Origin of the sequence: Streptomyces sp. NPDC059957, from assembly GCF_042730015.1 — a bacterium.
In the GTDB taxonomy this organism is placed as follows: Bacteria; Actinomycetota; Actinomycetes; order Streptomycetales; family Streptomycetaceae; genus Streptomyces.
In genome coordinates this window covers 20,626-42,720 of record NZ_JBHWMB010000069.1, presented here as the reverse complement: position 1 = coordinate 42,720, position 22,095 = coordinate 20,626, and the positions used below count along the sequence as shown (strand labels likewise).

20 protein-coding genes are annotated in these 22,095 nt (G+C 73.1%); 12 read left to right on the top strand and 8 right to left on the bottom strand.

Annotated features, from left to right (window positions below; genetic code table 11):
* Positions 1–152: 152 nt before the first annotated feature.
* Complete coding sequence (locus ACFWBW_RS33170; RefSeq protein ID WP_385380576.1) at positions 153–743, top strand: hypothetical protein; 591 nt, start codon at positions 153–155, stop codon at positions 741–743.
* Between the two features lie 186 nt (positions 744–929).
* On the opposite strand, the gene ACFWBW_RS33165 is transcribed toward ACFWBW_RS33170, so the two are convergent.
* The gene (locus ACFWBW_RS33165) at positions 930–1,712 is read right to left on the bottom strand and encodes a RimK family alpha-L-glutamate ligase (protein ID WP_385380573.1); all 783 of its coding nucleotides are present in this window, start codon (positions 1,710–1,712) and stop codon (positions 930–932) included.
* A complete protein-coding gene (locus tag ACFWBW_RS33160) occupies positions 1,709–2,692 on the bottom strand; it encodes a RimK family alpha-L-glutamate ligase (protein WP_385380570.1) in 984 nt (327 codons plus the stop codon). Before ACFWBW_RS33160 ends, ACFWBW_RS33165 begins: the two co-directional genes overlap by 4 nt.
* A gap of 374 nt (positions 2,693–3,066) precedes the next feature.
* On the opposite strand from ACFWBW_RS33160, the gene ACFWBW_RS33155 reads away from it, so the two are divergent.
* The 7 genes from ACFWBW_RS33155 to ACFWBW_RS33125 all read left to right on the top strand — a co-directional run bounded on the left by ACFWBW_RS33155 (position 3,067) and on the right by ACFWBW_RS33125 (position 9,402).
* Entirely contained in the window at positions 3,067–4,809 is a 1,743-nt protein-coding gene (locus ACFWBW_RS33155; RefSeq protein ID WP_385380568.1) for a sensor histidine kinase, read from the top strand.
* Entirely contained in the window at positions 4,806–5,207 is a 402-nt protein-coding gene (locus tag ACFWBW_RS33150) for a roadblock/LC7 domain-containing protein (protein ID WP_243333037.1), read from the top strand. Before ACFWBW_RS33155 ends, ACFWBW_RS33150 begins: the two co-directional genes overlap by 4 nt.
* Complete coding sequence (locus ACFWBW_RS33145; RefSeq protein WP_243333039.1) at positions 5,204–5,566, top strand: DUF742 domain-containing protein; 363 nt, start codon at positions 5,204–5,206, stop codon at positions 5,564–5,566. The genes ACFWBW_RS33150 and ACFWBW_RS33145 overlap by 4 nt, the downstream gene beginning before the upstream one ends.
* A complete protein-coding gene (locus ACFWBW_RS33140) occupies positions 5,547–6,245 on the top strand; it encodes an ATP/GTP-binding protein (protein ID WP_385380564.1) in 699 nt (232 codons plus the stop codon). Before ACFWBW_RS33145 ends, ACFWBW_RS33140 begins: the two co-directional genes overlap by 20 nt.
* Positions 6,242–7,480 (top strand): cytochrome P450, encoded by a 1,239-nt coding sequence (locus ACFWBW_RS33135; RefSeq protein WP_385380562.1) that lies wholly within the window; start codon positions 6,242–6,244, stop codon positions 7,478–7,480. The genes ACFWBW_RS33140 and ACFWBW_RS33135 overlap by 4 nt, the downstream gene beginning before the upstream one ends.
* Positions 7,477–8,712 (top strand): cytochrome P450, encoded by a 1,236-nt coding sequence (locus ACFWBW_RS33130; protein WP_385380559.1) that lies wholly within the window; start codon positions 7,477–7,479, stop codon positions 8,710–8,712. The genes ACFWBW_RS33135 and ACFWBW_RS33130 overlap by 4 nt, the downstream gene beginning before the upstream one ends.
* Before the next feature lie 84 nt (positions 8,713–8,796).
* Positions 8,797–9,402, top strand: a complete 606-nt coding sequence (locus tag ACFWBW_RS33125; RefSeq protein ID WP_385380556.1) for a hypothetical protein — start codon at positions 8,797–8,799, stop codon at positions 9,400–9,402.
* Between the two features lie 155 nt (positions 9,403–9,557).
* Here ACFWBW_RS33125 and ACFWBW_RS33120 read toward each other — a convergent pair whose 3' ends face one another.
* From ACFWBW_RS33120 to ACFWBW_RS33110, 3 genes are all read right to left on the bottom strand, one after another.
* Positions 9,558–10,289: an anti-sigma factor family protein gene (locus ACFWBW_RS33120; protein ID WP_385380553.1), complete on the bottom strand. Its 732-nt coding sequence runs from the start codon at positions 10,287–10,289 to the stop codon at positions 9,558–9,560.
* On the bottom strand, positions 10,286–10,867 hold the full coding sequence (locus ACFWBW_RS33115; protein ID WP_385380550.1) for a sigma-70 family RNA polymerase sigma factor: 582 nt from the start codon (positions 10,865–10,867) through the stop codon (positions 10,286–10,288). The genes ACFWBW_RS33120 and ACFWBW_RS33115 overlap by 4 nt, the downstream gene beginning before the upstream one ends.
* A 114-nt stretch (positions 10,868–10,981) precedes the next feature.
* Positions 10,982–11,980 (bottom strand): DUF1996 domain-containing protein, encoded by a 999-nt coding sequence (locus tag ACFWBW_RS33110; protein WP_385380547.1) that lies wholly within the window; start codon positions 11,978–11,980, stop codon positions 10,982–10,984.
* Between the two features lie 603 nt (positions 11,981–12,583).
* On the opposite strand from ACFWBW_RS33110, the gene ACFWBW_RS33105 reads away from it, so the two are divergent.
* Complete coding sequence (locus tag ACFWBW_RS33105) at positions 12,584–13,333, top strand: tetratricopeptide repeat protein (RefSeq protein ID WP_385380544.1); 750 nt, start codon at positions 12,584–12,586, stop codon at positions 13,331–13,333.
* A gap of 8 nt (positions 13,334–13,341) precedes the next feature.
* Here the strand turns inward: ACFWBW_RS33105 and ACFWBW_RS33100 are convergent, their stop codons facing one another.
* A complete protein-coding gene (locus ACFWBW_RS33100; protein ID WP_385380541.1) occupies positions 13,342–13,644 on the bottom strand; it encodes a putative quinol monooxygenase in 303 nt (100 codons plus the stop codon).
* 155 nt (positions 13,645–13,799) lie between these two features.
* On the opposite strand from ACFWBW_RS33100, the gene ACFWBW_RS33095 reads away from it, so the two are divergent.
* Complete coding sequence (locus tag ACFWBW_RS33095) at positions 13,800–14,624, top strand: DUF1838 family protein (protein ID WP_385380539.1); 825 nt, start codon at positions 13,800–13,802, stop codon at positions 14,622–14,624.
* 41 nt (positions 14,625–14,665) lie between these two features.
* Here ACFWBW_RS33095 and pip read toward each other — a convergent pair whose 3' ends face one another.
* Complete coding sequence (gene pip, locus ACFWBW_RS33090) at positions 14,666–15,628, bottom strand: prolyl aminopeptidase (RefSeq protein WP_385380536.1); 963 nt, start codon at positions 15,626–15,628, stop codon at positions 14,666–14,668.
* 439 nt (positions 15,629–16,067) lie between these two features.
* Here pip and ACFWBW_RS33085 point away from each other — a divergent pair, with 439 nt between their 5' ends.
* Together ACFWBW_RS33085 and ACFWBW_RS33080 are read left to right on the top strand one after the other, a co-directional pair.
* Positions 16,068–17,831: a S8 family serine peptidase gene (locus ACFWBW_RS33085; RefSeq protein WP_385380584.1), complete on the top strand. Its 1,764-nt coding sequence runs from the start codon at positions 16,068–16,070 to the stop codon at positions 17,829–17,831.
* A 282-nt stretch (positions 17,832–18,113) separates the two neighbouring features.
* The gene (locus ACFWBW_RS33080) at positions 18,114–20,906 is read left to right on the top strand and encodes an AAA family ATPase (protein WP_385380533.1); all 2,793 of its coding nucleotides are present in this window, start codon (positions 18,114–18,116) and stop codon (positions 20,904–20,906) included.
* 36 nt (positions 20,907–20,942) lie between these two features.
* Here ACFWBW_RS33080 and ACFWBW_RS33075 read toward each other — a convergent pair whose 3' ends face one another.
* Complete coding sequence (locus ACFWBW_RS33075) at positions 20,943–21,851, bottom strand: glycoside hydrolase family 19 protein (RefSeq protein ID WP_385380581.1); 909 nt, start codon at positions 21,849–21,851, stop codon at positions 20,943–20,945.
* Between the last annotated feature and the right edge of the window lie 244 nt (positions 21,852–22,095).

Sequence of the window (22,095 nt, the reverse complement as noted above, 5' to 3'; positions counted from 1 at the left end):
AGTACGTCCAGTACGAGCCGCGGTCCTCCGCCTTGCGATGCACCGCACCGAACACCGCAACCCGGCAAACCTTTCCGGCCACAGCACTAGGGGACAAGTCAGGGGCCGGTACCCGATGCGACTCGGGGTGTCGCGCCCGTAGCGTCCTGCGTATGACCACACCCCGAACTGCCTTCTTCGCAGCTCCTGTTCTTACAGGGGCCTACGGCGTCATCCGAATCCTCGACGGTCTCGACGGCAGCCGCGGTCCGGGCTTCGCATGGAGCCTCGGCCACCTGTGCTTCCTCGGTGCGCTGGTCCTCTTCGTCCAGGGATTCGCAGCGATGCGGGCGATGGCCGGCGGCGGCAAGCTGTCCGCCGTGGGCCTGTGGACCGGCGTGGCCGGAGCGGTGGCGCTGGCGGGGCAGTTCGCCATCGACCTCGTCGTCGGCTTCATGTCCGCGGACCGGGGTGCCATGGAGGAGCTGTTCACCAGGGTCCAGGACATACCAGGCATGCTCCCGGTGATCTACGAGTTCGGCCCGCTGCTGTTCTTCGTGGGCCAACTGATCCTGGTCTCCCAGCTCGCGGCCCGCCGCGTCCTGAAGCCGTGGGCGCCCGTTCTGGTCCTCGTCAACGCCGTGCTGCCCCTGGTCGGCAAGGACCTCATACCCGTCGGAGCCGTGCTCCTCCTGGTCGCCTTCGCCCCGCTCTGCCGCACCCGCGAGACGGTCGAGGCCGACTCGAAGGTGCTGGTGGCCTGACCGGCAAGATCCGAAGGAGGCGACAGGCCCTAGGGCCTGTCGTCAAATTCCCGTCTGCCTCGCGGCGTCTGGCACGCGCTCTCCCCAGCACTTCCCTCACGCGAACTTCCGCCCGGCACGCCGAGAGCACGCACCAGACGCCGCGAGGCCGCCCTTTGGGCGACGACGGGAATGTGACGACAGGCCCTAGGCCCGGCGCAGAGCCAGGGCCGCCAGGGCTTCCGGGGCGCCCGGCTGGTCGCGGATGCCGGGGAAGGCGTTGACGTCCACGATCAGGGGGGAGCCGTCGGAGGTGGCGATGATGTCCACGCCGTAGACGTCCAGGGAGTAGACCTCGCCGACCCGGCGGGTCAGATCGGCCCAGCCCTCCGGGATCCGGGGCAGCGGCAGGGTCGGGCCGCGGCCCTCCGGGGAGAGTTCCGAACGGCGCAGGGCCGCGAAGACGCGGTCGCCGATGGCCCAGAGCTTGTGGTCCCAGCCGCTGTTCGGGGCGAAGTCCTGGATCACCACCGGCTCGTCGGGCCAGAGGTCCGCCAGCTCCCCGAGGCGCACGGTGTCGTCGACCCGGGCCACGAGGTCCGCGCGGCGGCTGTGGCGGCTCTTGACGACCACGGGGGAGGCCGGCGGCGCCCCGGCCGCCCACGGTGCGAGCGCGCCGACGGTACGGGTTCCCGCGAACGGCAGCCCGGCCCGGACCGCCAGCTCCGCCATCAGGGTGCGGTCCTGACAGAGCGTGGTCGCCGCGGCGGAGTTGACCACCGGTGCCCCGAGCCGCTCCAGGTTCCGGGCCAGTTCCAGTCCGGGCGGGGTGTGCGCCTTGAGGAGGTACACGTCGGCCGGGGCTCCGGCGGCCGCGTCCGGTGCGCCGGGATCGAGCAGCTCCACTCCGTGTCCGGCGGCCCGTAGGAGGCCGGCTGCCGCGGAGAGCAGCGGATGCCCGGGGTTGTCCGTGATCAGGCCGATCCTCATGCGGGCTCTCCCGTGGGTGCGGACTGCGGGGTGACGACCCCGACGGCACCGGCAGCGGTGCCGGCAGGGGTGGCCGCTGTGGCCGCCATCGCCGCCGTGGCTTGGAGGGGGATCGACATCGTCTGCCCGGGCCGGCGCGGGGGCGCGGTCCCGGCTCCGTGCCGCGAACCGGCGCCCCGGGCGAGGTCAAGTACCGCGCGGGCCACCCGGGCCGCCGCGTCGGGGACCTGACGGAAGCTCGGGAAGTCGTTCACGTCCACCACCACCGGCCCGTCGGGCCCCAGCAGCACGTCGACCCCGTAGAGGTCGAGCCCGTACACCTCCCCGACCCGCGCGCCGATCTCCGCGACCTCGGCGGACAGCGGGACGAGGCGCTCCGGGACGGAGGAGTCCGGGTGCAGGGGAGAGCGGCGCTCGGTGGCGAAAAGCTCCCCGCCGACCGCGTACACCTTGAGGTCGGTGCCCGAGTTCGGCACGTACGGCTGCGCGACGAGCATGCCCTCGCCGGCCAGTTCGGGGAGCATCGCGGCCAGCCGCTCGGGCGAGGAGACCAGGTGCACGGCCCGACCGGAGCTGCCGTCGGCGGGTTTGACGACCAGCGGGTACTGCGAAGCCGGGATCTCGGCCAGCAGCTCCGGCCGGGCCGCCGCGTACGTCGGCGGCAGCGGCAGCCCCCGGCCGCGCCCGATGGCGGCGGCCAGCGCCTTGTCCCGTACGCCCCGGATCGCGCGGGCGTCGTTGACGGTGGTCGCACCGGCCGCGGCGGCGGCTTCGAGCAGGGTCAGCCCCGGCCCGCCGGACACCGTCTTGAGGACCCAGGCGTCATGGGCGCCGGCCTCCACCGCCTCGCTCATCCGCAGCAGCGAACCACCGGGCCGCAGTACCTCCACCCGGTGGCCCCAGGCCTTCAGTTGCCGGACCACCTCGTTCGGCATGCCGTCGTGGCGGTAGTGCTCCTCCACCAGGAAGCAGAGCCTCATGGACCTTCCCCATATTCCCCGGACGTCCGCCGATCCCGTCCGGCGAGTTGTGACGTCACAGGATGTCATGGGCCGCAATGTGATGATCGGTCCGTGTACGCAGCCATCCGCAACGGCGTCGCCGGGGCGGGATTCGCGTCCGGTTGCCGTCCGGCCGCGTCCGGCCGCGTCCGGCCACCGAGATGAGGACGGAGCGGATGTCGCGAGCCGGCGATTTCCCTTCCGGTCAAAGTGCTACGGAAGGTGACTTACCGGTCGCGGTTGAGCGGAAAACTTGTCAGGGGCTGCCCAAAGCGATCAACAACTCTCCTATAGTGATGCCTCGTTGCCAGGAACCTTCTCCTCCATTTACGCCCGGTATGAGGCTTTGATTGATGACGGCGTCGCCCTCCCCCCTTCGCCCCTCCGCGCTGGCCCTGCTGATCACCGCAGTCGCCGGTGGCGCGCTCACCACGGCGGCGGTGGCCGCGGCCCCGTCGTCCATCGCCACCGCCCTGGGCTGGTTCGCCGCCGCGGGCGTCCTGCTGCTCGCGGTCGCCGCCTTCGCGGTGACCTGGTGCGCACGCACCTCCCGGACACAGCGCGGCCGCATCTCCGGGCTGAGCGCCGAACTGGTCGCCCGTGACGGGCACATCGCCCGGCTGATCGCCGACGCGACCCGTGACGCCGCCGCGCACACCGCCGAACGCAGCCGGCTCACCGCCGAACACGCCGCCGTACTGGAGCGGCTGACGGGTGACCACGCCGCCGCACTGGAACACCTGGCAGGCGCGCACTCCGCGGAAATCGACGGACTGACCGCCGCCCAGAACGCCTCCCGCGAGCGGCTCGGCGGCGAGTTGCGCCGCGCCGAGTCCGGCCGGGCCGCGGCCATGGCCGCGGCCGCCAACGCCGCCGGCCGGATGCAGGCCCTGGCCACCGGGATGCTCGCCGACCTGCGCGACATGGAGCACCGGCACGCCGACGAGGACGTCCTCGGCGACCTGCTCCACCTCGATCACCGCACCGCCCAGGCCGGCCGCCTCGCCGACTCCATCGCCGTACTGACCGGGGCCCGTTCGGGCCGCCGCTGGGCGAAGCCGATCGTCATGGAGTCCATCCTGCGCGGCGCGATGGGCCGCATCGGCGGCTACCAGCGGGTCAGGCTCCACTCCACCAGCGACGCCGCCGTCGCCGGACACGCGGCCGAAGGCATCATGCACGCCCTCGCCGAACTCCTCGACAACGCGGCCAACTTCTCCCCGCCGACCGCCGAGGTCCACGTCTACGTGGAGGAGGTGCCGTCCGGGATCGTCATCACCGTCGAGGACAGCGGCCTCGTCATGAGCGAGGTCCAACTGCGCCGCGCCGAACAGGCCGTGACCGCAGCCTCCCTGGACCTGGCCGGACTGTCCGGCACCCGGCTCGGCCTCGCCGTGGTCGGCCGGCTCGCCCGCAAGCACGGACTGACCGTCTCCTTCCGGCCCTCCGCCCGCGGCGGTACGGGCGCGCTGATGATGCTCCCGCAGGAGCTCATCAGCCGCACGCCGGCCGAAGCCCCCGCCGCGCCCCTCGCCATCCCGGCGCAGCCGTCCGCCCGGGTCGCGCGGAAGGCTCCCGCGGCGCCCGAAGTCCCCGCCGCCGCCGAGCCCGAGCCCGAGGCCGCGCACGACACCGCCGCCGGCCGGGACGACACCGTCCGCGCGCAGGACCGTACGGCGACGGACCGGGAGACCGGAGCCCCCGGCACCGGCGCCGGTACTGGTACCGGCCATGACGCCGACGGCGGCGCCGAGTCCGAATCCACCGGCGAGCACCCGCACTTCGGCGACAGCGGCCTGCCCCAGCGCCGACGCGGCCGGACCATGGCGGCGGCCCACCCCGAGGGCACGGACGGCGCGGGCACCGAGACCCGTACCGCCCCGGCCCCCGCCACGGGCTCCACCACGGCCTCGGCACCCGGCGGGGCGTCCCGGTCGGCCGCCCGGTTCGGCAGCTTCCGCCAGGCCGTCCGCGGCGGCGGCCCCACCCCGGGCGAAGCAGCCCCGGGCGAAGCAGCCCCGGGCAGCGCCGACGCCCCCGGCGACGAGCAGCAGCCCGCGCACACCCCAGACTCGGAAGGCAACACGCGATCATGACCGGCTTCACCACCGACGAGACGCTCAACTGGCTCCTCGAAGGCCTCCTGGAGCGCACACCGGGCGCCCGCCACGCCCTCGTGCTCTCCCGCGACGGCCTCAAGCTGTGCCGCACGCCCGAGCTCTCCGTCGACCAGGCCGACCAGCTCGCCGCGATCGCCGCCGGCATCCAGAGCCTGTCCCACGGGGCGTCCATCGAGTTCGGCGACGGAACCGGCGGAGTCCGCTCGGCCATGACCGAGTTCTACGGCGGGATCCTCTTCATCGTCGAGGCAGGCGAAGGCGCGCACCTCGCGCTCGTCGCGAACGAGGACGCCGACGCCGGACTCGTCGGCCACAACATGTCCGAACTGGTCGAGCAGCTCGGCGAACACCTCATCGCCAGGCCCCGGGGATGAGCCGGCCCCGGCCGGGCCGGGACGATTCACCGGACCGGCTCTACACCCTCACCGGTGGCCGCAGCCGCTCCGGATCCGACGTCTTCGACCTGGTCACCCTGGTCGTCGCCGAAAGCGATCCGGTGCCCGGCATGCAGTCCGAGCACGCGGCGATCCTGCGGATGTGCCAGTTCCCCACGGCCGTCGTGGAGATCGCGGCCGAGCTCGGGCTGCCGGTGTCGATCGTACGGATCCTGCTGGCCGACCTGCTCGCCACCGGACGGATCCGCGCCCGGCACCCGCGTACGGCGAACTCGGCGTACAGCTTTACCGACCCCGACATCCTGGAGCAGGTGCTCGTTGGACTCCGCAATCTCTGACGCGACGATCCCCGAAGCCGCGTCGCCGCACCCGGCCGAGACCGAGCCGCTCCGGCCCCGCCAGGCACTGCGCAGCACGGCAGACAACGGGCTGAAGATCGTCATCGTGGGCGGTTTCGGCGTGGGCAAGACCACGATGGTCCGCTCGGTCAGCGAGATCCGCCCGCTGAACACCGAAGAGACCATGACCAAGGCCGGCGAGGCCGTGGACGACACCCAGGGGATCGCCGGGAAGAGCGCCACCACCGTGGCCTTCGACTTCGGGCGCATCACCCTCGACGCCCGCAACGTGCTCTACCTGTTCGGCGCCCCCGGCCAGGAGCGGTTCTGGTTCCTGTGGGACCGGCTCTTCTCCGGCACCCTCGGCGCCGTCGTCCTCGTCGACACCCGGCGCCTCGCGGACTCCTGGTACGCCATCGACCGGCTCGAACACCACGGCACGCCCTTCGTCGTGGCCTGCAACGACTTCGGCGGCCCCGAGCACACCCCGGAGCAGATCCGCGCCGCCCTCGACCTGCCCGACGGCATCCCGCTGGTGTTCTGCGACGCCCGCTCCCGGGAGTCCAGCAAGCAGGTCCTGATCTCCCTCGTCCAGCACCTCCAGACGGCCGCGCTGTCGCACGCCCGGCCGAGCCTCCAGCCGAGCCCCCTGTCCCAGACCCCGGAGCCCACCCCGTGACCTGCCCCGCCGCCCCCGAGCACCAGCCCGTCTACCTCGGCGGCCCCCGGTTCCAGACCGACCCCGCCGAGCTGTACCGCGAGATGCGCCGCGACCACGGCGCCGTCGCCCCGGTCGTCCTCGACGGAGACGTGCCGGCCTGGCTGGTCCTCGGCTACCGCGAACTGCACCAGGTCACCAGCGACCCCGTGCTCTTCTCCCGGGACTCCGAGCTGTGGAACCAGTGGGACCGCATCCCCGCCGACTGGCCCCTGCTCCCGATGATCGGGCGCCGCCAGCCGTCGATCCTCTACACCGTCGGCGAACGCCACCGCGAGCGGGCGGCCGTCATCTCCGAGGCCCTCGAAGCCGTCGACCCCTTCGAACTCAAGGGGCACGCCGAGCGGTTCGCCGACGAGCTGATCGACGAACTGTGCGGCAAGGGCTCCTGCGACATCGTCGGCGAGTACGCCATGCTGCTCCCGCTGCGCGTCCTCGCCCGCCTCTACGGGTTCGACGACGCGCAGGGCCCCGGGCTCGTGCACGCCATGAACGAGATGATCAACGGGCGGGAGGGCGCCCTGGAAGGCCAGCGCCACCTCGCCGAGTCGATGTTCTCGCTGCTCTCCGCCAAGCTCGCCGAGCCCGGACCCGACGTGGTCTCGCGGATGCTCGCCAACCGGTCCGGCTTCACCGTGGAGGAAGTCGCCCAGGACCTCATGGTCATGATGGCCGCGGGCCACCAGCCCACCGCCGACTGGATCGGCAACTCCCTGCGCCTCATGCTCACCGACGACCGCTTCGCCGCCTCCCTCGCGGGCGGCCGGCACAGCGTCGGAGAAGCCATGAACGAGGTGCTGTGGGAGGACACCCCCACCCAGAACGTGGCCGGCCGCTGGACCTCCCGCGACACCCACCTCGGCGGACAGCGCATCGCCGGCGGCGACCTCGTCCTGCTCGGCATCGGCGCCGCCAACGCGGACCCGCACGTGCGCACCGACGCGGGAGAACTGACCGGCGGCAACAACGCCTTCTTCTCCTTCGGGCACGGCGAACACCGCTGCCCCTTCCCCGCCCAGGAGGTCGCCGAGGTCATCGCGCGCACCGGCATCGAGGTGCTCCTCGACCGGCTGCCCGACGTGGACCTCGCCGTGCCCGCCGGGGACCTGGCCCGCCGCCCCTCGCCCTGGCTGCGCGGCCTTTCCGCCCTTCCCGTGACCTACACCCCGACCCCCGCCCTTGGAGCCACCCGATGACGTGCCCGATCGACCACACCGGCCCCGAGGCCATCGTCCTGGACCCCTTCGTCGCCGACCTCGACGCCGAGAGCGCCGCACTGCGCGCCGCAGGCCCCCTGGTCAAGGTGGTCCTCCCCGGTGACGTGGCCGTGTACGCCGTCACGCACCACGCCGAGGCCCGCAAGCTGCTCACCGACCCCCGGATCGTCAAGGACATCGACGTGTGGGGCGCCTGGCAGCGCGGCGAGATCCCGATGGACTGGCCGCTGATCGGCCTCGCCAACCCGGGCCGCTCGATGCTCACGGTGGACGGCGAGGACCACCGCCGGCTGCGCACCCTGGTCGCGCAGGCCCTGACCGTGCGCCGGGTGGAGAAGCTGCGCGCGGGCATCGAGGCGCTGACCACCGGGATGCTGGACAAGCTGGCCGCACTGCCGGCCGGCGAGACAGTCGACCTCAAGGCGCAGTTCGCGTACCCGCTGCCGATGAACGTCATCAGCGACCTGATGGGCGTAGACGCCGAGGAACACCCGCGCCTGAAGGCCCTGTTCGAGAAGTTCTTCTCCACGCAGACCCTGCCCGAGGAGGTGCCGCAGATGATGGCGGACCTCGGCGCGCTGTTCTCCCGCATCGTCGAGGCCAAGCGCGAGAACCCGGGCGACGACCTCACCAGCGCCCTCATCGAGGCCTCTGAGGACGGTGACCACCTCACCACCGAGGAGATCACCAACACCCTCCAGCTGATCGTCGCCGCCGGCCACGAGACCACCATCAGCCTGATCGTCAACGCGGTCGTCGCCCTGGAGACCCACCCGGAGCAGCGTGACCTCGTCCTCAAGGGCGAGGTCTCCTGGGAGAACGTCATCGAGGAGACCCTGCGCTGGTCCAGCCCCACCTCGCACGTCCTGATCCGCTTCGCCACCGAGGACGTCGAGGTCGGCGACCGGATCCTGCCCAAGGGCGAGGGCCTGATCGTCTCCTTCGGCGCGCTCGGCCGCGACGAGGCCCAGTTCGGCGAGACGGCGGGCGCCTTCGACGCCGCCCGCACCCCGAACCGGCACATCTCCTTCGGCCACGGCCCGCACGTCTGCCCCGGCGCGGCCCTCTCCCGCCTGGAGGCCCTGGTGGCCCTCCCCGCCCTCTACGCCCGCTTCCCGGACCTCACCCTGGCCGTCCCCCCGACCGAGCTCCGCAACAAGCCGATCCTCACCCAGAACGACCTCTTCGACCTCCCGGTCCGCCTGGCCTGACCCGACGGGCTGCCCGGACCCCTGGGGGCGACAGAGGTCCGGGTTCTCCCCCGGCTGCACGGACCCGGCGCTACGGTGTCGTCCGTGCAGGTCGTGATGGTGGTGAAGCTCGTGCCGTCTCCCGAGGTGGAGGCAGCACTGCGTGACACTCTGCGTGTTGCCAATGACGCGGCGAACTGGCTTTCTCTGTATGCCCAGTGCAGGGAAGGCGAACGCGATCGCTCGCGCATGAGGTTGCAGACGGCGGCCTATCAGGAGCTGAAGGCGCGCGGTCTTTCGGCGCAGCCCGCGTTGCACGTCATTCGCAAAGTTGCCGATGCCTACAAGTCCCGAACGGCGAACATGAAGGCCGGGAACTACGGCCGGAAGGACTCCGAGCGGTACCGGCGCATCGCGCACACCCCGATCAGGTTCCGGCCGACGGCCGCTCAGGCGTACGACGACCGGTGCCTGTCTTGGCTCAACACGAAGCCGGAAGGCTTCCTGGGCGTCGATCTCGGCATCGCCAACATCGCGACGACCTCCGATGCGGGAGAGCCCTTCACCGGGAAGGAACTGAACAAGTACCGCCGCCGACAGGTCCGTATTCGCGCGGAACTCCAGGCGCGGGGCACCAAGTCCGCGAAGAGGAAGCTGAAGCAGCGGTCCCGCCGCGAACACCGCCACGCCACCAACACCAACCACTGCTGAAGTCAACCAGCCCCATGCGGCGGACCCCCCTGGGGTTCCAGCTGTGAGCCCGCCTCTTCCGAGCCGGGTGGATGACAGGCAGAACACGTCGATCTCCACATGACGGGTGGCAAGCTGGAGCCCGGGAGCTGGACATGCTCCCGGGCTCCGTCACGTTACGCAGGCATGGGCACCGACACGAACGCCTTGCCCGACTCGTTCTCCACCAGGACCGCCCGCACGTCCGCCGGGTCCACCGCCGCCGAGCCGTCCAGCGCCGCGCCCTTGCCCTCGCCGTGCTCCGCGGTGCCCACCACCCAGCTGCCCGCCGTGGTGCGCGTACCGTCCCGGGAGACCACGACGATCCGGCAGCGCTCGCCCGCCGAGATCCCCGTCACCGCGGCGTGCACCCGTACCCACTTGGTCGCGGGCGTCACCCGTACGGTCATCCGCGCGCCCGTGCCCGCATCCGTCGCGGAGGCCACCCTGGTTCCCGCCGGCGGCGCGGACGGTGCGGAAGGCTCGGCCGAAACCGTCGGCTGCGGCCGGGCCTCGACGCCGGTGCTCCCGCCGCCCAGCTGCGCACCGGCCCAGAAGACGGCGGTCAGCGAGGCCGCCACGGCCAGGCCGGCGAACGCGGTCCGGCGCCGGCGTGCCCCGTCGACCTCCTGGCGCATCTGGCGCAGGGTGCGCTGGAGCAGCAGGTCCCCGCCCTGCGGCGGACCGTCGAGGAACGCCTCGGGGGGCACTTCGCCCAGCGCCGCCTCCATCTCGCGCAAAGCCGTCACCTCCTGACGGCACTGCACGCAGCCGTCCACGTGTTCTTCGACCCGGCGGACCTCCGCGTCGTCCAGGACGCCGAGAACGTACGGGCCGAGCAGTTCCTCCTCGTGCCGCTGCCCGTTCATGCCACCACCTCCTGCAGTCCGCCGGGCCGCGGAGAGGGGCCGCCCGTGCGTGTGCTTTCCCTGAAGACTTCTCTGAGCGCCTTGAGCGCGTAGTGCGAGCGCGATTTCACCGTGCCCGCCGGGATGCCGAGGGCGTCCGCCGCCTCGGCGACGCTCTGCTGGCGGTAGTACAGCTCCGTCAGCACGTCCCGGTGTTCCGGTGACAGCTGGTCCAGGGCCCCCAGTACGGTCATCGTGTCCACCACCGCGTCGGCGTGGTCCGCCTCCACCGGCGGATGGGCCGGCGAACCGGACACCTCCGGCGGCCGGGCCGCCTTCGCCCGGTACCGGTCGGTGATGATGTTGCGGGCCACCGTGAGCAGCCAGCCGCGTACGGAGCCCTTCCCGTTCACCAGGACCTCGGAGTGGCGCCAGGCCCTGATCAGGGTCTCCTGGACGATGTCCTCGGCCGCGGCCCGGTCCCCGGTCAGCCGGGTCGCGTACGCGAGCAGGGCGTGACCGTGCTCCTCGTACACGGACTTGATCAGTGCCTCGTCGGTCGAGCCCCGCCGAGTGCGGGGCCACAGTGGTCCGGCCATCTCACCCTCTCCGTCTTCCTCGCTTTTTTGGTGCGGTCAGAACACGCCGCGCTCGGGCACCGGGTTCACGTGACCTGCGTCACCCGGGAGCCGGTGGCCGGTTCGCGCCGCCGGTCAGGTCCGGCAGGTGCGGCCCCGGTTGAGGCAGTCCACGACCTCGTCCATCCGCGGGCCCGTCATCACGTTCACGAACATCGCGTGATCCGTCCTGGGACTGTGCCGCTGCTCCGGGAAGGAGTCGAGCGCGATCGGCGCCCCCGCGGGCACCTCGTAGGCGAGGGAGATCCGCAGGCGCGGCACGGGGAAGGTGTCCTCGGGGCAGACACCGTTCGCGGCCGGGAAGCGCAGGTGCGAGCGGTGTCCGGGGCTGCTGGTCTCCAGGCCGTTCCAGCAGTTCGGGAAGGTGAGCGTACGGGTGAGGCGCTCGCCCTCGGGACAGCGCGGGTAGCGGGTGGTGGACCGGTCGGGGGAGCCCGAACAACCCCAGCGGGCCCGCACGTCCTCGTCGGAGTCCGCGGTGAAGGCCACCGCGTCGCCGGTCACCGCGTGCAGGAACCGGGGCATCGCCACCACCTTGCTCACCGGACTGCCGAGGAACTCCACCGACACCGCCGCCTCGGGCAGGATCGCGCCCGCGTTGCCGTGGCCCGCGGAGCCCTCGTGCGGCCGGTCGCCCGGCCGGTCCGTGCGGCGCAGCACCGGCCAGTAGTACGTGGAACGGTCCCCGCCCGCACAGCTGGTGGCGGCCGCGTCCAGGGAGGCGTCGGTGGAGAAGGCGTCCGTGGACAGGTTCCCCACGTAGCCGTGCGTGTGGTGGGCGCCCGAGCGCAGCCCGGGTGAGATGACGAGGTTGTCCTCGTTGTAGTGGCCCTCCTCGTTGCGCCCGCAATCCACCGACACCCGGCCCGTGGAGGCCTGCGGGCCGGCCGCGGGGGGCTCGGCGGGGCCGGGCGGGACCTCCCGGAAGTCCACGAAGTCGGCGGGCACGGGCCCGCCCCCAGTCGCCGGCGGGTGCGGCCCGCCCGCGCGCGCGGCCCCCAGCACGGCAGCGGTCAGCCCGGCGCCCAGCACCAGGAAGATCAGCAGCGTGAGCAGTCGGCGTTCGTTCCCCATGCGGGTCACGGTTGCCGCCCACCCCCGCCCGAGTCAACCGGGCGTCCGCAGGGCGGTCACCACCCGGCCGGGCGCCCCGATCCGATGAAGGTGTTGCACGCGCGGGCCCCGCGGCCCTGGGCCCGCACCCTTTGCCCCCGTTTGACTGTTCATACGGCAAAGCAACCTTCTCGAGCGACCCGCATCGCAAGGAAGGACCACCGCCGTGCCCGCTGCCAACCACCTCCTGCACCGCCTGATCAGGGAAACCGGCTGGACCTGCGAAGCCCTGGCCCGGCGGCTCAACACGAGCGCGCGGGCGGCCGGCCTCACCACCGGGTACGACCGGACCTCGGTCGCCCACCGGCTGCGCGGCAGCACCCCGCGCGACCCCGTCCCCGGCCTCCTCTGCGAGATCCTCGCCGCCCGGCTGAACCGTCCCGTCGGCCCCGCCGACATCGGCATGCACCACGCCGGTCTGCACCACGCGGCGCCGCACCGCCCCGGCGCGAACCGCACCCGCTCGCACCACACCGCCCCGGCGGGCGTCAGGGCACCGATCCCTCCGGCGGCGGTGATCCGGCCCCCGGACTCCACGCGCCGGCTGCGGAGCTCCTCGCCACCGTGCCCGGTCTGCACCCGCACCGCAGGCCCCGTAACGGCGCCGAGGCGCACCGGGTCCCCGAACAGCGCGACCGGCCCGATGCCGGACAGGTCCCCGCCCTCTCCCACACCGAACTGCGCCGGGCCGCCGAGGACTTCTTCACCGGCCAGGTCGACGCCCTCGGCGGGGACGCCACCGCGCCCGTACTCCTCGCGTACCTCCAGAGCACCTTCCGTACGGCCCTCACCGCCACCGGGGACGAAGGCTCCCTGCCCGCCCTGGAGATCGGCCACGCGGCGCGCACGGTGCTGCTCCTGGCCCGCAGCTACGCCGACCAGCGCTCCTTCGCAGAGGCGCGGCGGACCCTGAGCCGGGCCGCCTCCCTCGCGGAGCCGGCCGGGGAACCCTCCACCCAGGCCATCGCCCTGCGCATGCTCAGCCAGGACGCCCTGGACCAGAACCAGCCGTCCGTCGCCCTGACCTACGTACGCCAGGCGCTGGAGATCGCCCCCCGGGCCCCCGACGCCGTACGGGCCTTCGTCGCGGCCCACGCCGCCCTGGACGCCTCGCCGGCCTCCCGCCCCGCCCAGCAGGAGCGCGCGATCATGCTCACCCACGTGGAACGGGCCCGGCTGTACCGGCTCGGCGGCCGCGAGCGGGAGGCCGCCGCCGAACTGCGGTACGCCGAAGCCCTGAACCGGGGCGTCCACTCCCCGCGCGCCGCCCGCGAGATCGAACTCCTCGGCCCGGGCGGCGCCCAGCTTCGCTGATCCCCCGCTCAGGCCAGCGGTGCCGCGTCGAGCTCGATCACCTGCGCGGGTCCCGCACGGAACGCGGGGCTCGCCGCGTCCGCCTCGATCATGTGGGGGGTGACGTCGTGCGCGGCGAGGGCCGCCCGAGAGGACCATTCCTCGATGAGGGCGAACCGGTCCGGATCGCCGCTCACCCGGTGCATGTCGTAGCGGACGCACCCCTCTTCGGCCCGCACGACCGGTGCGAGACGCTCGTAGGCCTCGATCTGCTCCCGGCCGCGACCCGGGAGGGTGGTGATGAGGATCAGGAGTCGAACGGTCGATGGCAAGGGCAAGGGCAAGGGCAAGGGCAAGGGCATGGGCTTGGGCATGATCCGAAGATTAGATCGACCGGACCGGCCGGCGGAAAGGCATTTCCGCCGGGCTCCCACATGGCCGGTCCGGTCCTTGCCCGTTACGGGCCGACCGCGCAGACTGGCCCGGTATGACACCAGAAGACCTCCTTCAGGCACTCGCCCGTACCCGCGCCTCCCTCGACGGAACCGAGGTCACCTTCTGGTGGACGGGCGACGTCCACTCCTGGGCCCCCGGCGAGCCCTACCGGCGGCTCTTCGGATTCGAAGGCCTCAACGTGGCCCGGCTGGTGGAGGACGAGGCACCGGGGACCTACCGGCTCCTCACCCGCGAGGCCGCGTTCTATCTGGACCCGGTGACCCGCGGGATCCTGGAGACCTGGGAGGACAAGCCCGTGGTCCACGTCTGGAACGACCCCGCGAACCAGAAGTGGCGTCCCTTCCCGGTCCCCATGACCGACCTGGGCGACCAGGTCTGCTTCAGCCTGGAGATCCCGCTCGCCTACCCCTCCCCGCTGCCCGTCGCGCAGTACCCGGCGAACTCGGCGGACGACACCTACCGGGCCCTGGAGCTCTTCCAGTTCTTCGCCCCCGCCTCGGTCCTCGCCACCGGCGAGCCCAGCGTCCCGTCCACCATGTCCTGGACCCGGATGTCGCCCTGGCTCCCCTGGATGGAACAGGGCCCGCGCCCCGGCGGGCTCGCCTTCCACTGCCGGGGCCGCAAACTCGACTCCTACGCGGAGGTCCCGGAGCGGACCCGTGCGTACATCGCCGCCCGTCACCCGGAGTTCGCCCACGCCCCCGAGAAGTGGACGGAGCCGAACGAGACCAGCTGGACGTACTTCCGCAGGCTCAACCCGCCGTCCGACCCGCCGACCAACCCGCCGTCCGACCCGCCGACCAACCCGCCGTCCGACCCGCCGACCAACCCGCCGACCGACCCGCCCGGCGCCTGAGCCGTGCGCGGCCGGTCCGGCCGGCCCCGCCCGACGGGCTCTCAGCCGCCGGCCGCGAACCGGTCGAGGGCCCCGAGCACGTGGTCGAGGGTGGCCGCTCCGCCCAGGTGCCCCGCCTCCTCCACCACCGTCAACTCCGCGCCGGGCCAGGCGCGGGACAGCTCCCAGGCCGTGTCGAGGGGGCTGCCCATGTCGAGCCGGCCGTGGATCAGGACGCCCGGGATCCCGGCCAGCCGGTGGGCACCGCGCAGCAGCTCGCCCTCCTCCAGCCACGCACCGTGCGAGAAGTAGTGCGAGCAGATCCGCACGAGGGCGACCCGGGCCGCCGGCGGCCGGCCGGTGTACGGCCGGGCGGCTACGTCCGTCTCGCCCGACAGCACCGCGTCCTCCCAGGCGCACCAGTCCGCCGTGGCCTTCGCCCGTACCTCCTCGTCGGGATCGGCCGCCAGGCGCGCGTAGGCCCCGACGAGGTCGCCGTCGCGCGCCGTGCCACCGGAGCCGGCGAGGAAGCGGTCCCACTGCTCGGGGAAGTACCGGCCGACGCCGCGGTACAGCCAGTCGATCTCCGAGCGCCGGGTGGTGGTGACGGCCGCGATGACGATCTCGGAGACCCGCTCCGGGTGCCGCTCGGCGTAGGCCAGGATCAGGGTGGAGCCCCATGAGCCGCCGTACAGCAGCCAGCGGCCGATGCCGAGGTGCTCGCGGAGCCGTTCCATGTCGGCGACCAGGTGGCCGGTGGTGTTGTACCGCATGTCGGTCGCCGGATCGCTCGCGTGCGGGGTGCTGCGGCCGCAGCCCCGCTGGTCGAACAGGACCACCCGGTAGCGTGCCGGATCGAAGAGCCGGCGGGCCCGCTCGGAGCACCCCGACCCGGGACCGCCGTGGACCACGAGAGCGGGCTTTCCATCCGGATTGCCGCAGACCTCCCAGTAGATGACGTTTCCGTCGCCGACGTCGAGCATCCCCTTGTCATAGGGCTCGACCGGCGGGTAGAGCTCTGCCACCCTCCCGACCTCCTCATCTCGCCGTCCCGGACCGGCCGCCGGCCGGCGCGTCCGTCGGCTTCCGGCCACCCTACGGCGCCCTCCCCAGGGTGCGGACAAGGGTTTTCCCCGTATCGCGTTCATCCCCGCTTTGCCTACTGTCTGCCCACCGGCGATCCTCCCCGTCCGAACAGCCCCCGCGCCCACCCCACATGGCGTGAAGCTGGAAGCTCGGTCCTTCGCCGGTGCCACCGTTGCCCAGCTCCGACGCTGCGGCGGGCGACGACGTGGTGTGCAGCAGCGGTGGCCGGGCGGGCTTGACCAGCCCGTTCCGGTCCCGCGGCCGCCGGTCAACCTCCCACACTGCACCAACCGGCCGCCCCGGCGCGTTCTGTGGCGGCCCGCGAAAGGGAACACCGTGCACGCATCCAGACGACGCAGGCTCATATCCGTGGTGGCGATGTCCGTCACCCTGCTCGCCGGCACCGCCACCACCTCCCTGGCGCTGTCCGCCGCGGATCCCGCCCCCGGCTCGCAGCTCCCGGCTGCCGGAGCCCCCGCCGCCGGCGCCCCCGTCGAGAACCTCATCGTCGGGTACAAGTCCTCCGCCGCCGAGTCGGGTTCCAACTCCGCCGCCGCCGCCGACGTGGCGGCCAAGGGCAAGAAGGCCTCGAAGAAGGCCACCTTCGAGCGCCGCCTCGGCACCGGAGCCGCCCTCGTCACCCTCGGCGCCCCGGCCGACGCGGCCGCCGTCATGGCCCAGTTCCGTGCCGACCCCGACGTCGCCTACGTCGAGGCCGACTCCCGCGCGTACGCACTCGCCGTCACCCCCAACGACACCGAGTACGCCAAGCAGTGGGACCTCTTCGAGCCCGCCGCCGGCATGAACGTCCCGGCCGCCTGGGACACGACCACCGGCTCCGGCGTCACGGTCGCCGTGATCGACACCGGCTACGTCGCCCACTCCGACCTGGCCGCGAACGTCGTCGCCGGCTACGACTTCATCGCCAGCTCCACCGCCGCCCGCGACGGCAACGGCCGCGACAACAACCCGGCCGACCAGGGTGACTGGAGCGCGGCCGGCGAGTGCGGCACCGGCTCCAAGGCCAGTGACTCCTCCTGGCACGGTACCCACGTCGCCGGCACCATCGCCGCCGCCACGAGCAACTCCAAGGGCATCGCCGGCATCGCGTACGGCGCGAAGATCCAGCCCGTCCGCGTCCTCGGCAAGTGCGGCGGTGCCACCTCGGACATCGTCGACGCCATCACCTGGGCCTCCGGCGGCACCGTCTCGGGCATCCCGGCCAACGCCACCCCGGCCAAGGTCATCAACATGAGCCTCGGCGGCTCGGGCGCCTGCACCGCCACGTACCAGAACGCCATCAACGCCGCCGTCGGCCGCGGCACGACCGTGGTCGTCGCCGCCGGCAACAGCAACTCCGACGCGGCCGGCTTCTCGCCCGCCAGCTGCAACAACGTGATCAACGTCGCCTCCAGCAACCGCACCGGCGACCGCTCCTTCTACTCGAACTACGGCGCGATCATCGACGTCGCCGCCCCGGGCGGTGAGACCCGCCGCGCCACCGACACGCCCGGCACCATCACCACGCCCGAGAACGGCATCTGGTCCACCCTGAACGCCGGCGCCACCACCCCCGGCGCCGAGAACTACGAGCCCTACCAGGGCACCAGCATGGCCGCCCCGCACGTCGCGGGCCTCGCCGCCCTGCTGAAGTCGGCGAACTCCGCGCTGACCCCGGCCCAGATCGAGTCCGCGATCAAGACGAACGCCCGCCCGCTGGCCGGCACCTGCACCGGCGGCTGCGGCACCGGCCTCGCCGACGCCGCCGCGACCGTGGCGGCCGTGACCTCGACGCCGCCCACCCCGGGCTTCGAGAACACCACGGACTTCGCGATCGGTGACAACACCACCGTGGAGAGCCCGATCACCGTCACCGGTGTCACCGGCAACGCCCCGGCCACCCTCAAGGTCGGCGTGAACATCGTCCACACCTACATCGGTGACCTCAAGGTCGACCTGGTCGCCCCCGACGGCTCCGTGTACACGCTGCACAACCGCACCGGCGGCAGCGCCGACAACATCGCCACGACCTACACCGTCAACGCCTCCTCCGAGGTCGCGAACGGCACGTGGAAGCTGCGCGTCAACGACAACGCCGGCGGCGACATCGGCAAGATCGACTCCTGGAACCTCGGCTTCTGAGCCCGGTCCCACCCGGTTCCACCCAGCCCCCCACACCCCGTCTCACCCAGCCCCCACACCCCGTCCCACCCGGTTCTGAACTCCCTCTGACGGAGCGATAGTACGGACCAAGCGAGCCCGCCGGATCCGCCGATGCACCACGTATCGGCAGGTCCGGCGGGTTTTCCTGTCACGTGACTGGAATCTGCGTCACAATCCGGGTCCACCGGGCATCCGACCTCGTATTGTCGCGTCTCACAGGAAGGGCACAGGAACGGGCAAGCGAGAGGCTGGTGGCTGTGCGTGGTGGTGTCGACGGGGCACGCTGACACGACCGTCGGACTCCCGACCGTCGGACACGGCGAACTGATCAAGGCGGTCGACCGCGCGCTGACCACGCACGGGCGGGCCCTGCTCACCGGACCGGCCGGCTCCGGCAAGACCGAGGTGCTGCGCGCCCTCACCGAGGCCGCCGCGCTGCGCCACGAAACCGTGCTGCGCCTCGCCCCCGGAGCCACCGACCGGTGGATACCCGAAGCCTCCGCCGCCGCCCTCCTCGCCTCCGTGCCCGCCACCTCGCTGGACAGCCTCTCCGGACCGCAGCGCACCGCCATCGCCCTCCTGCGCCGGGAAGCCGACGCGCCCCGGGCCGGCCGCGACCACGTCGCCCTGCGCCTCGCCGTCGTCGAGGTGCTGCGCGGCCTCGCCGCCCGCGGACCCGTCCTGCTCGCGCTCGACAACGCCCAGTGGCTCGACGCGGAGAGCACCGACCTGCTCCGCTTCGCCCTGCGCCTGACCCCGCCGCGGGTACGGGTCCTCGCCGCCGAATGCGTCCAGGGCGGGGCCCCGCTCAGCGAGGCCCTCTGCGGACCGGACACCCCTCAGATACGGGTACCCCCGCTCGGCACCGACGAGGTCGCCGAACTGCTGATGCGCCGCGGACTGCCGGCCCGCCTCGCCGGCCGCATCCACCAGGCCAGCGGCGGCAACCCCCGCCTCGCCCTGGCGCTGGGCCACTCCCTCGCCGAAGCCGCCGGCTCCCGCGAGGGCGGCCCCCACCACGCCGATCCACTGCCCGTCTCCGGCCAGGCCCGCGAGGTGGCCCGCCGTCTCCTCGGCGTCGTGCCGGCCCAGGCCCGGCGGACCCTGCTGTACGCCGCCCTCGCCGCGCGCCCCACCACCGCACTGCTGCGGCGGGCCGGGCGACCCGACGCGGAGGCCGAGCTCGCCGTGGCCGAACGGGCCGCGCTGCTCACCGTGGAAGAGGACGGCACCATCCGGTTCACCGCCGGGGCCCTGCCCACCGCGCTGGCCGCCGACGCGGGCTGGCCCGAACGCGCCGTCGGGCACGCCGCCCTGGCCGCCGCCGTCGACGACCCGGTCCAGGCCGTACGCCACCGCGCGCTCGCCGTGGACGCCCCCGACGAGCAGCTCGCCGCCGAGATCAGCGAGGCCGCCGCCTCCTGCAGACGCCGCGGCCAGCGGGCCCTGGCCGCCGAGCTCGGCCTGCTCGCCGCCGACCGGACCCCCTGCCACCTGCCCGCCGCGGAACTCGCCCGGCTCGTCTGCGCCGCCGAGGACGCGGGCTGGGCCGGCCGCGCCGACCTGGCCCGCCGCGCCACCCGCGCCGTACTCGCCCGAGACGCCTCGCCCGCCGACCGGGTGCGGGCCCGCCTCGCCGTCATCGACGCCGAGGGCCAGGCCCTCGGATCCCTCGACGAGACCTTCGCGCACGCCGCGGCCGACGCCGAGGGCGACCCGGCGCTGGAAGCGGCCATCCGGCTGCGGCTCGCCTGGAAGCACAACCTCAGCGACGGCGATCCGGTCCGCTCCCGCGACGCCGCCGCGCAGGCCGGCGTACTGGCCCGCGCGGGCGGCGACCAGGTCGCAGAGGCCATGGCGCTGACCGTACGGGCCCGGATGGGCCGCATCCTCGGTGATCCGGACGCCGAGGAGATCCTCGCCGAGGCACTCGCCCTGCCCGCACCCGAAGTACCGCTCGGCATGCGCAACGCCCCGCAGTACCTCGCCGTCCGCCACGCACTCTTCGACGACCGGCTCGCCGACGCGGGCCGCCAGCTCCTGGTGCTGCTGCCCGCGGTGCGGCGCACCGGATCCGCGGAGGACGTCTTCGAGGTCCTGCGCAGCCTCACCGAGGTGGAACTGCGCCGGGGCAGGTGCGCGGCGGCCACGGCGCACGCCCGCGACGCCCTGCGGCTGACCGTCGAGGCGGGCCTCTCGCCCGGCCCCGCCTGGTACCTGACCGCCCTGGCCGAGGCCATGGGCGGGGGTTTCGCACGCGCCGCCGGTTACGCCCGGCGCGGCATCCAAGCCTCCGAGGAGGAGCACGACCAGGTCTTCCTCTCCCGCGGCCTGTACGTGCTCGGCCTGGTCGAGCTGGCCACGGGCGAGGCCGCGAAGGCAGTGCTCACCCTGCGCCGCGTGGCCGAACTGGAAGCCGCCCAGCAGGTGGTCGACCCCTCGATCCTGCGCTGGCACGGAGAGCTGGCCGAAGCCCTGGTCGCCGCCGACGCGCCCGACGAAGCCGCCGAGCTGCAGGCCGGGGTCCGTACGACGGCCCTCGCGCTCGGCCGCACCAGCGTGATCGCGGCCCTCGACCGGGCCCGCGGGCTGTGCCTGTCCGCGCACGGCGACGCCGAGGCGGCCGTCGCCCTCCTGGAGGACACCGCCGAGCGCTTCGAGCGCCTCGAACTGCCCCTGGAGCGGGCCCGCACACTGCTCGCGCTCGCCCGGGTGGAGCGCCGCCGCCGGCGGCGCGCACCCGCACGCGCCGCACTGACGGCGGCCGCGGAGGCCTTCGCCCGGGCCGGTGCGACTCCCTGGGCGGAGCTCGCGCGGGAGCCGTCCCCGTCTTTGTCCGGGAGTGAGGGCGGCGGCGGGGCCCGGCCCCTGGCCGCCCTCACGGAGGCGGAGGCCCGCCTCGCGGTGCTGGTGGCCCAGGGTGCCAGCAACCAGGAGGCGGCGGCGAAGCTCTTCGTCAGCGTGAAGACCGTGGAGGCCCGGCTGACCCGGATCTACCAGAAGCTCGACGTCCGGTCCCGGGCCCAGCTGGCCACCACGCTGCGGACCAGCTGACCGAAGGCGCGCTGACCGAATGCGCGCCGGCCCGGCTCAGCAGCTCAGGTTGTTGCCCGGGGTCACGCCCAGGAGCTGGGTGAAGCTCTGGTACTTGTTGATCCGGCTCTGCACCTGCGCGGGGTTGCCGCCGTTGCACTCCAGGGCGCCGTTGATGGAGCGGATGGTCTCGCCGAAGCCCGCGCCGTTCACCATGGCGGCGTGCGCGGTCATCGTGCCCGGGCCGTTCTGCGTGTTCCAGTACCAGAGCGCGGTCTTCATCGCGACGGCCGGGTCCTGCTCCACCAGGTAGGGGTTGGCCAGAAGGTTGATGCCCAGGGCGTCGCCGGCCGCCTTGTAGTTGAAGTTCCAGCTCAGCTGGATGGGCCCGCGCCCGTAGTAGGCGGCCTGCCCGGCGGGACAGCCGTAGGGCTGGTTCGCGTCGCAGTAGTGCGGGTAGTTGGCGGTGTTCTGCTCGACGATGTGCACCAGCCCGCCGGTCTCGTGCGAGACGTTGGCCAGGAAGGCCGCGGCTTCGCGCCGCTTGACGGTGTCGTCACCGGTGGTGGCGAAGCCGGGGTAGGCCGACAGGGCCGCGACCAGGCCGTTGTAGGTGTAGAAGGGGTTCCGGTTCGGGAACATCTGGTTGAACTGGGCCTCGCTGACCACGAATCCGGACGGGTTGGGGGTGGTCGGGTCCGGGTTCGGGGTCGTTCCGCCGCAGACGCCCTGGTCCGACCAGACGCCCCACTGGCCGGTGGTGCCCGGGGTCTCGCCCTGGGTCCACCACTTGGCCTGCCAGTTGTGGCCGCCGTACGAGGCGTTCATGCCGCCGGTGTAGACGGCCGAGGTCGCCCACGCGCCGGCGCAGGCGGGAGCCGCGGCGGCGGGGGAGGAGGGGAGGGCGATCGCGATGCCGAGGGTGACGGCCGCGGTGGCGGCCAGCGCGAGGGCGCGGCGGCGCAGGGTGCGTATCACGGAAGTTCTCCTTCAGTGGGGGGAGTTGCCGTGGGGGGCAACGGTCAACGGACAACTGCGCCCACTGAAGCGAGGATGGTCTGGACCTGTCAAGGTCTAGACCAAAACGAAGCGCCGGTGCCACGCCCCGAAGGGCGGGGCACCGGCATTTCGTTCTTTGGTTAGCTCCCTGAGGAGAGGGTGCCGGAAAGGAACAGGAGGTTTTTCATGACGTCCGAGGCAGCTTTGTCCC

Bases quoted from the DNA above. Each gene is read 5' to 3' on its own strand.
- ACFWBW_RS33165 (WP_385380573.1), bottom strand. From the start codon at position 1,712: ATGAGGATCGGCCTGATCACGGACAACCCCGGGCATCCGCTGCTCTCC.
- ACFWBW_RS33145 (WP_243333039.1), top strand. From the start codon at position 5,204: ATGAGCCGGCCCCGGCCGGGCCGGGACGATTCACCGGACCGGCTCTAC.
- ACFWBW_RS33170 (WP_385380576.1), top strand. From the start codon at position 153: ATGACCACACCCCGAACTGCCTTCTTCGCAGCTCCTGTTCTTACAGGG.
- ACFWBW_RS33120 (WP_385380553.1), bottom strand. From the start codon at position 10,289: ATGAACGGGCAGCGGCACGAGGAGGAACTGCTCGGCCCGTACGTTCTC.
- ACFWBW_RS33150 (WP_243333037.1), top strand. From the start codon at position 4,806: ATGACCGGCTTCACCACCGACGAGACGCTCAACTGGCTCCTCGAAGGC.
- ACFWBW_RS33110 (WP_385380547.1), bottom strand. From the start codon at position 11,980: ATGGGGAACGAACGCCGACTGCTCACGCTGCTGATCTTCCTGGTGCTG.
- ACFWBW_RS33130 (WP_385380559.1), top strand. From the start codon at position 7,477: ATGACGTGCCCGATCGACCACACCGGCCCCGAGGCCATCGTCCTGGAC.
- ACFWBW_RS33115 (WP_385380550.1), bottom strand. From the start codon at position 10,867: ATGGCCGGACCACTGTGGCCCCGCACTCGGCGGGGCTCGACCGACGAG.
- ACFWBW_RS33155 (WP_385380568.1), top strand. From the start codon at position 3,067: ATGACGGCGTCGCCCTCCCCCCTTCGCCCCTCCGCGCTGGCCCTGCTG.
- ACFWBW_RS33085 (WP_385380584.1), top strand. From the start codon at position 16,068: ATGTCCGTCACCCTGCTCGCCGGCACCGCCACCACCTCCCTGGCGCTG.
- ACFWBW_RS33160 (WP_385380570.1), bottom strand. From the start codon at position 2,692: ATGAGGCTCTGCTTCCTGGTGGAGGAGCACTACCGCCACGACGGCATG.
- ACFWBW_RS33095 (WP_385380539.1), top strand. From the start codon at position 13,800: ATGACACCAGAAGACCTCCTTCAGGCACTCGCCCGTACCCGCGCCTCC.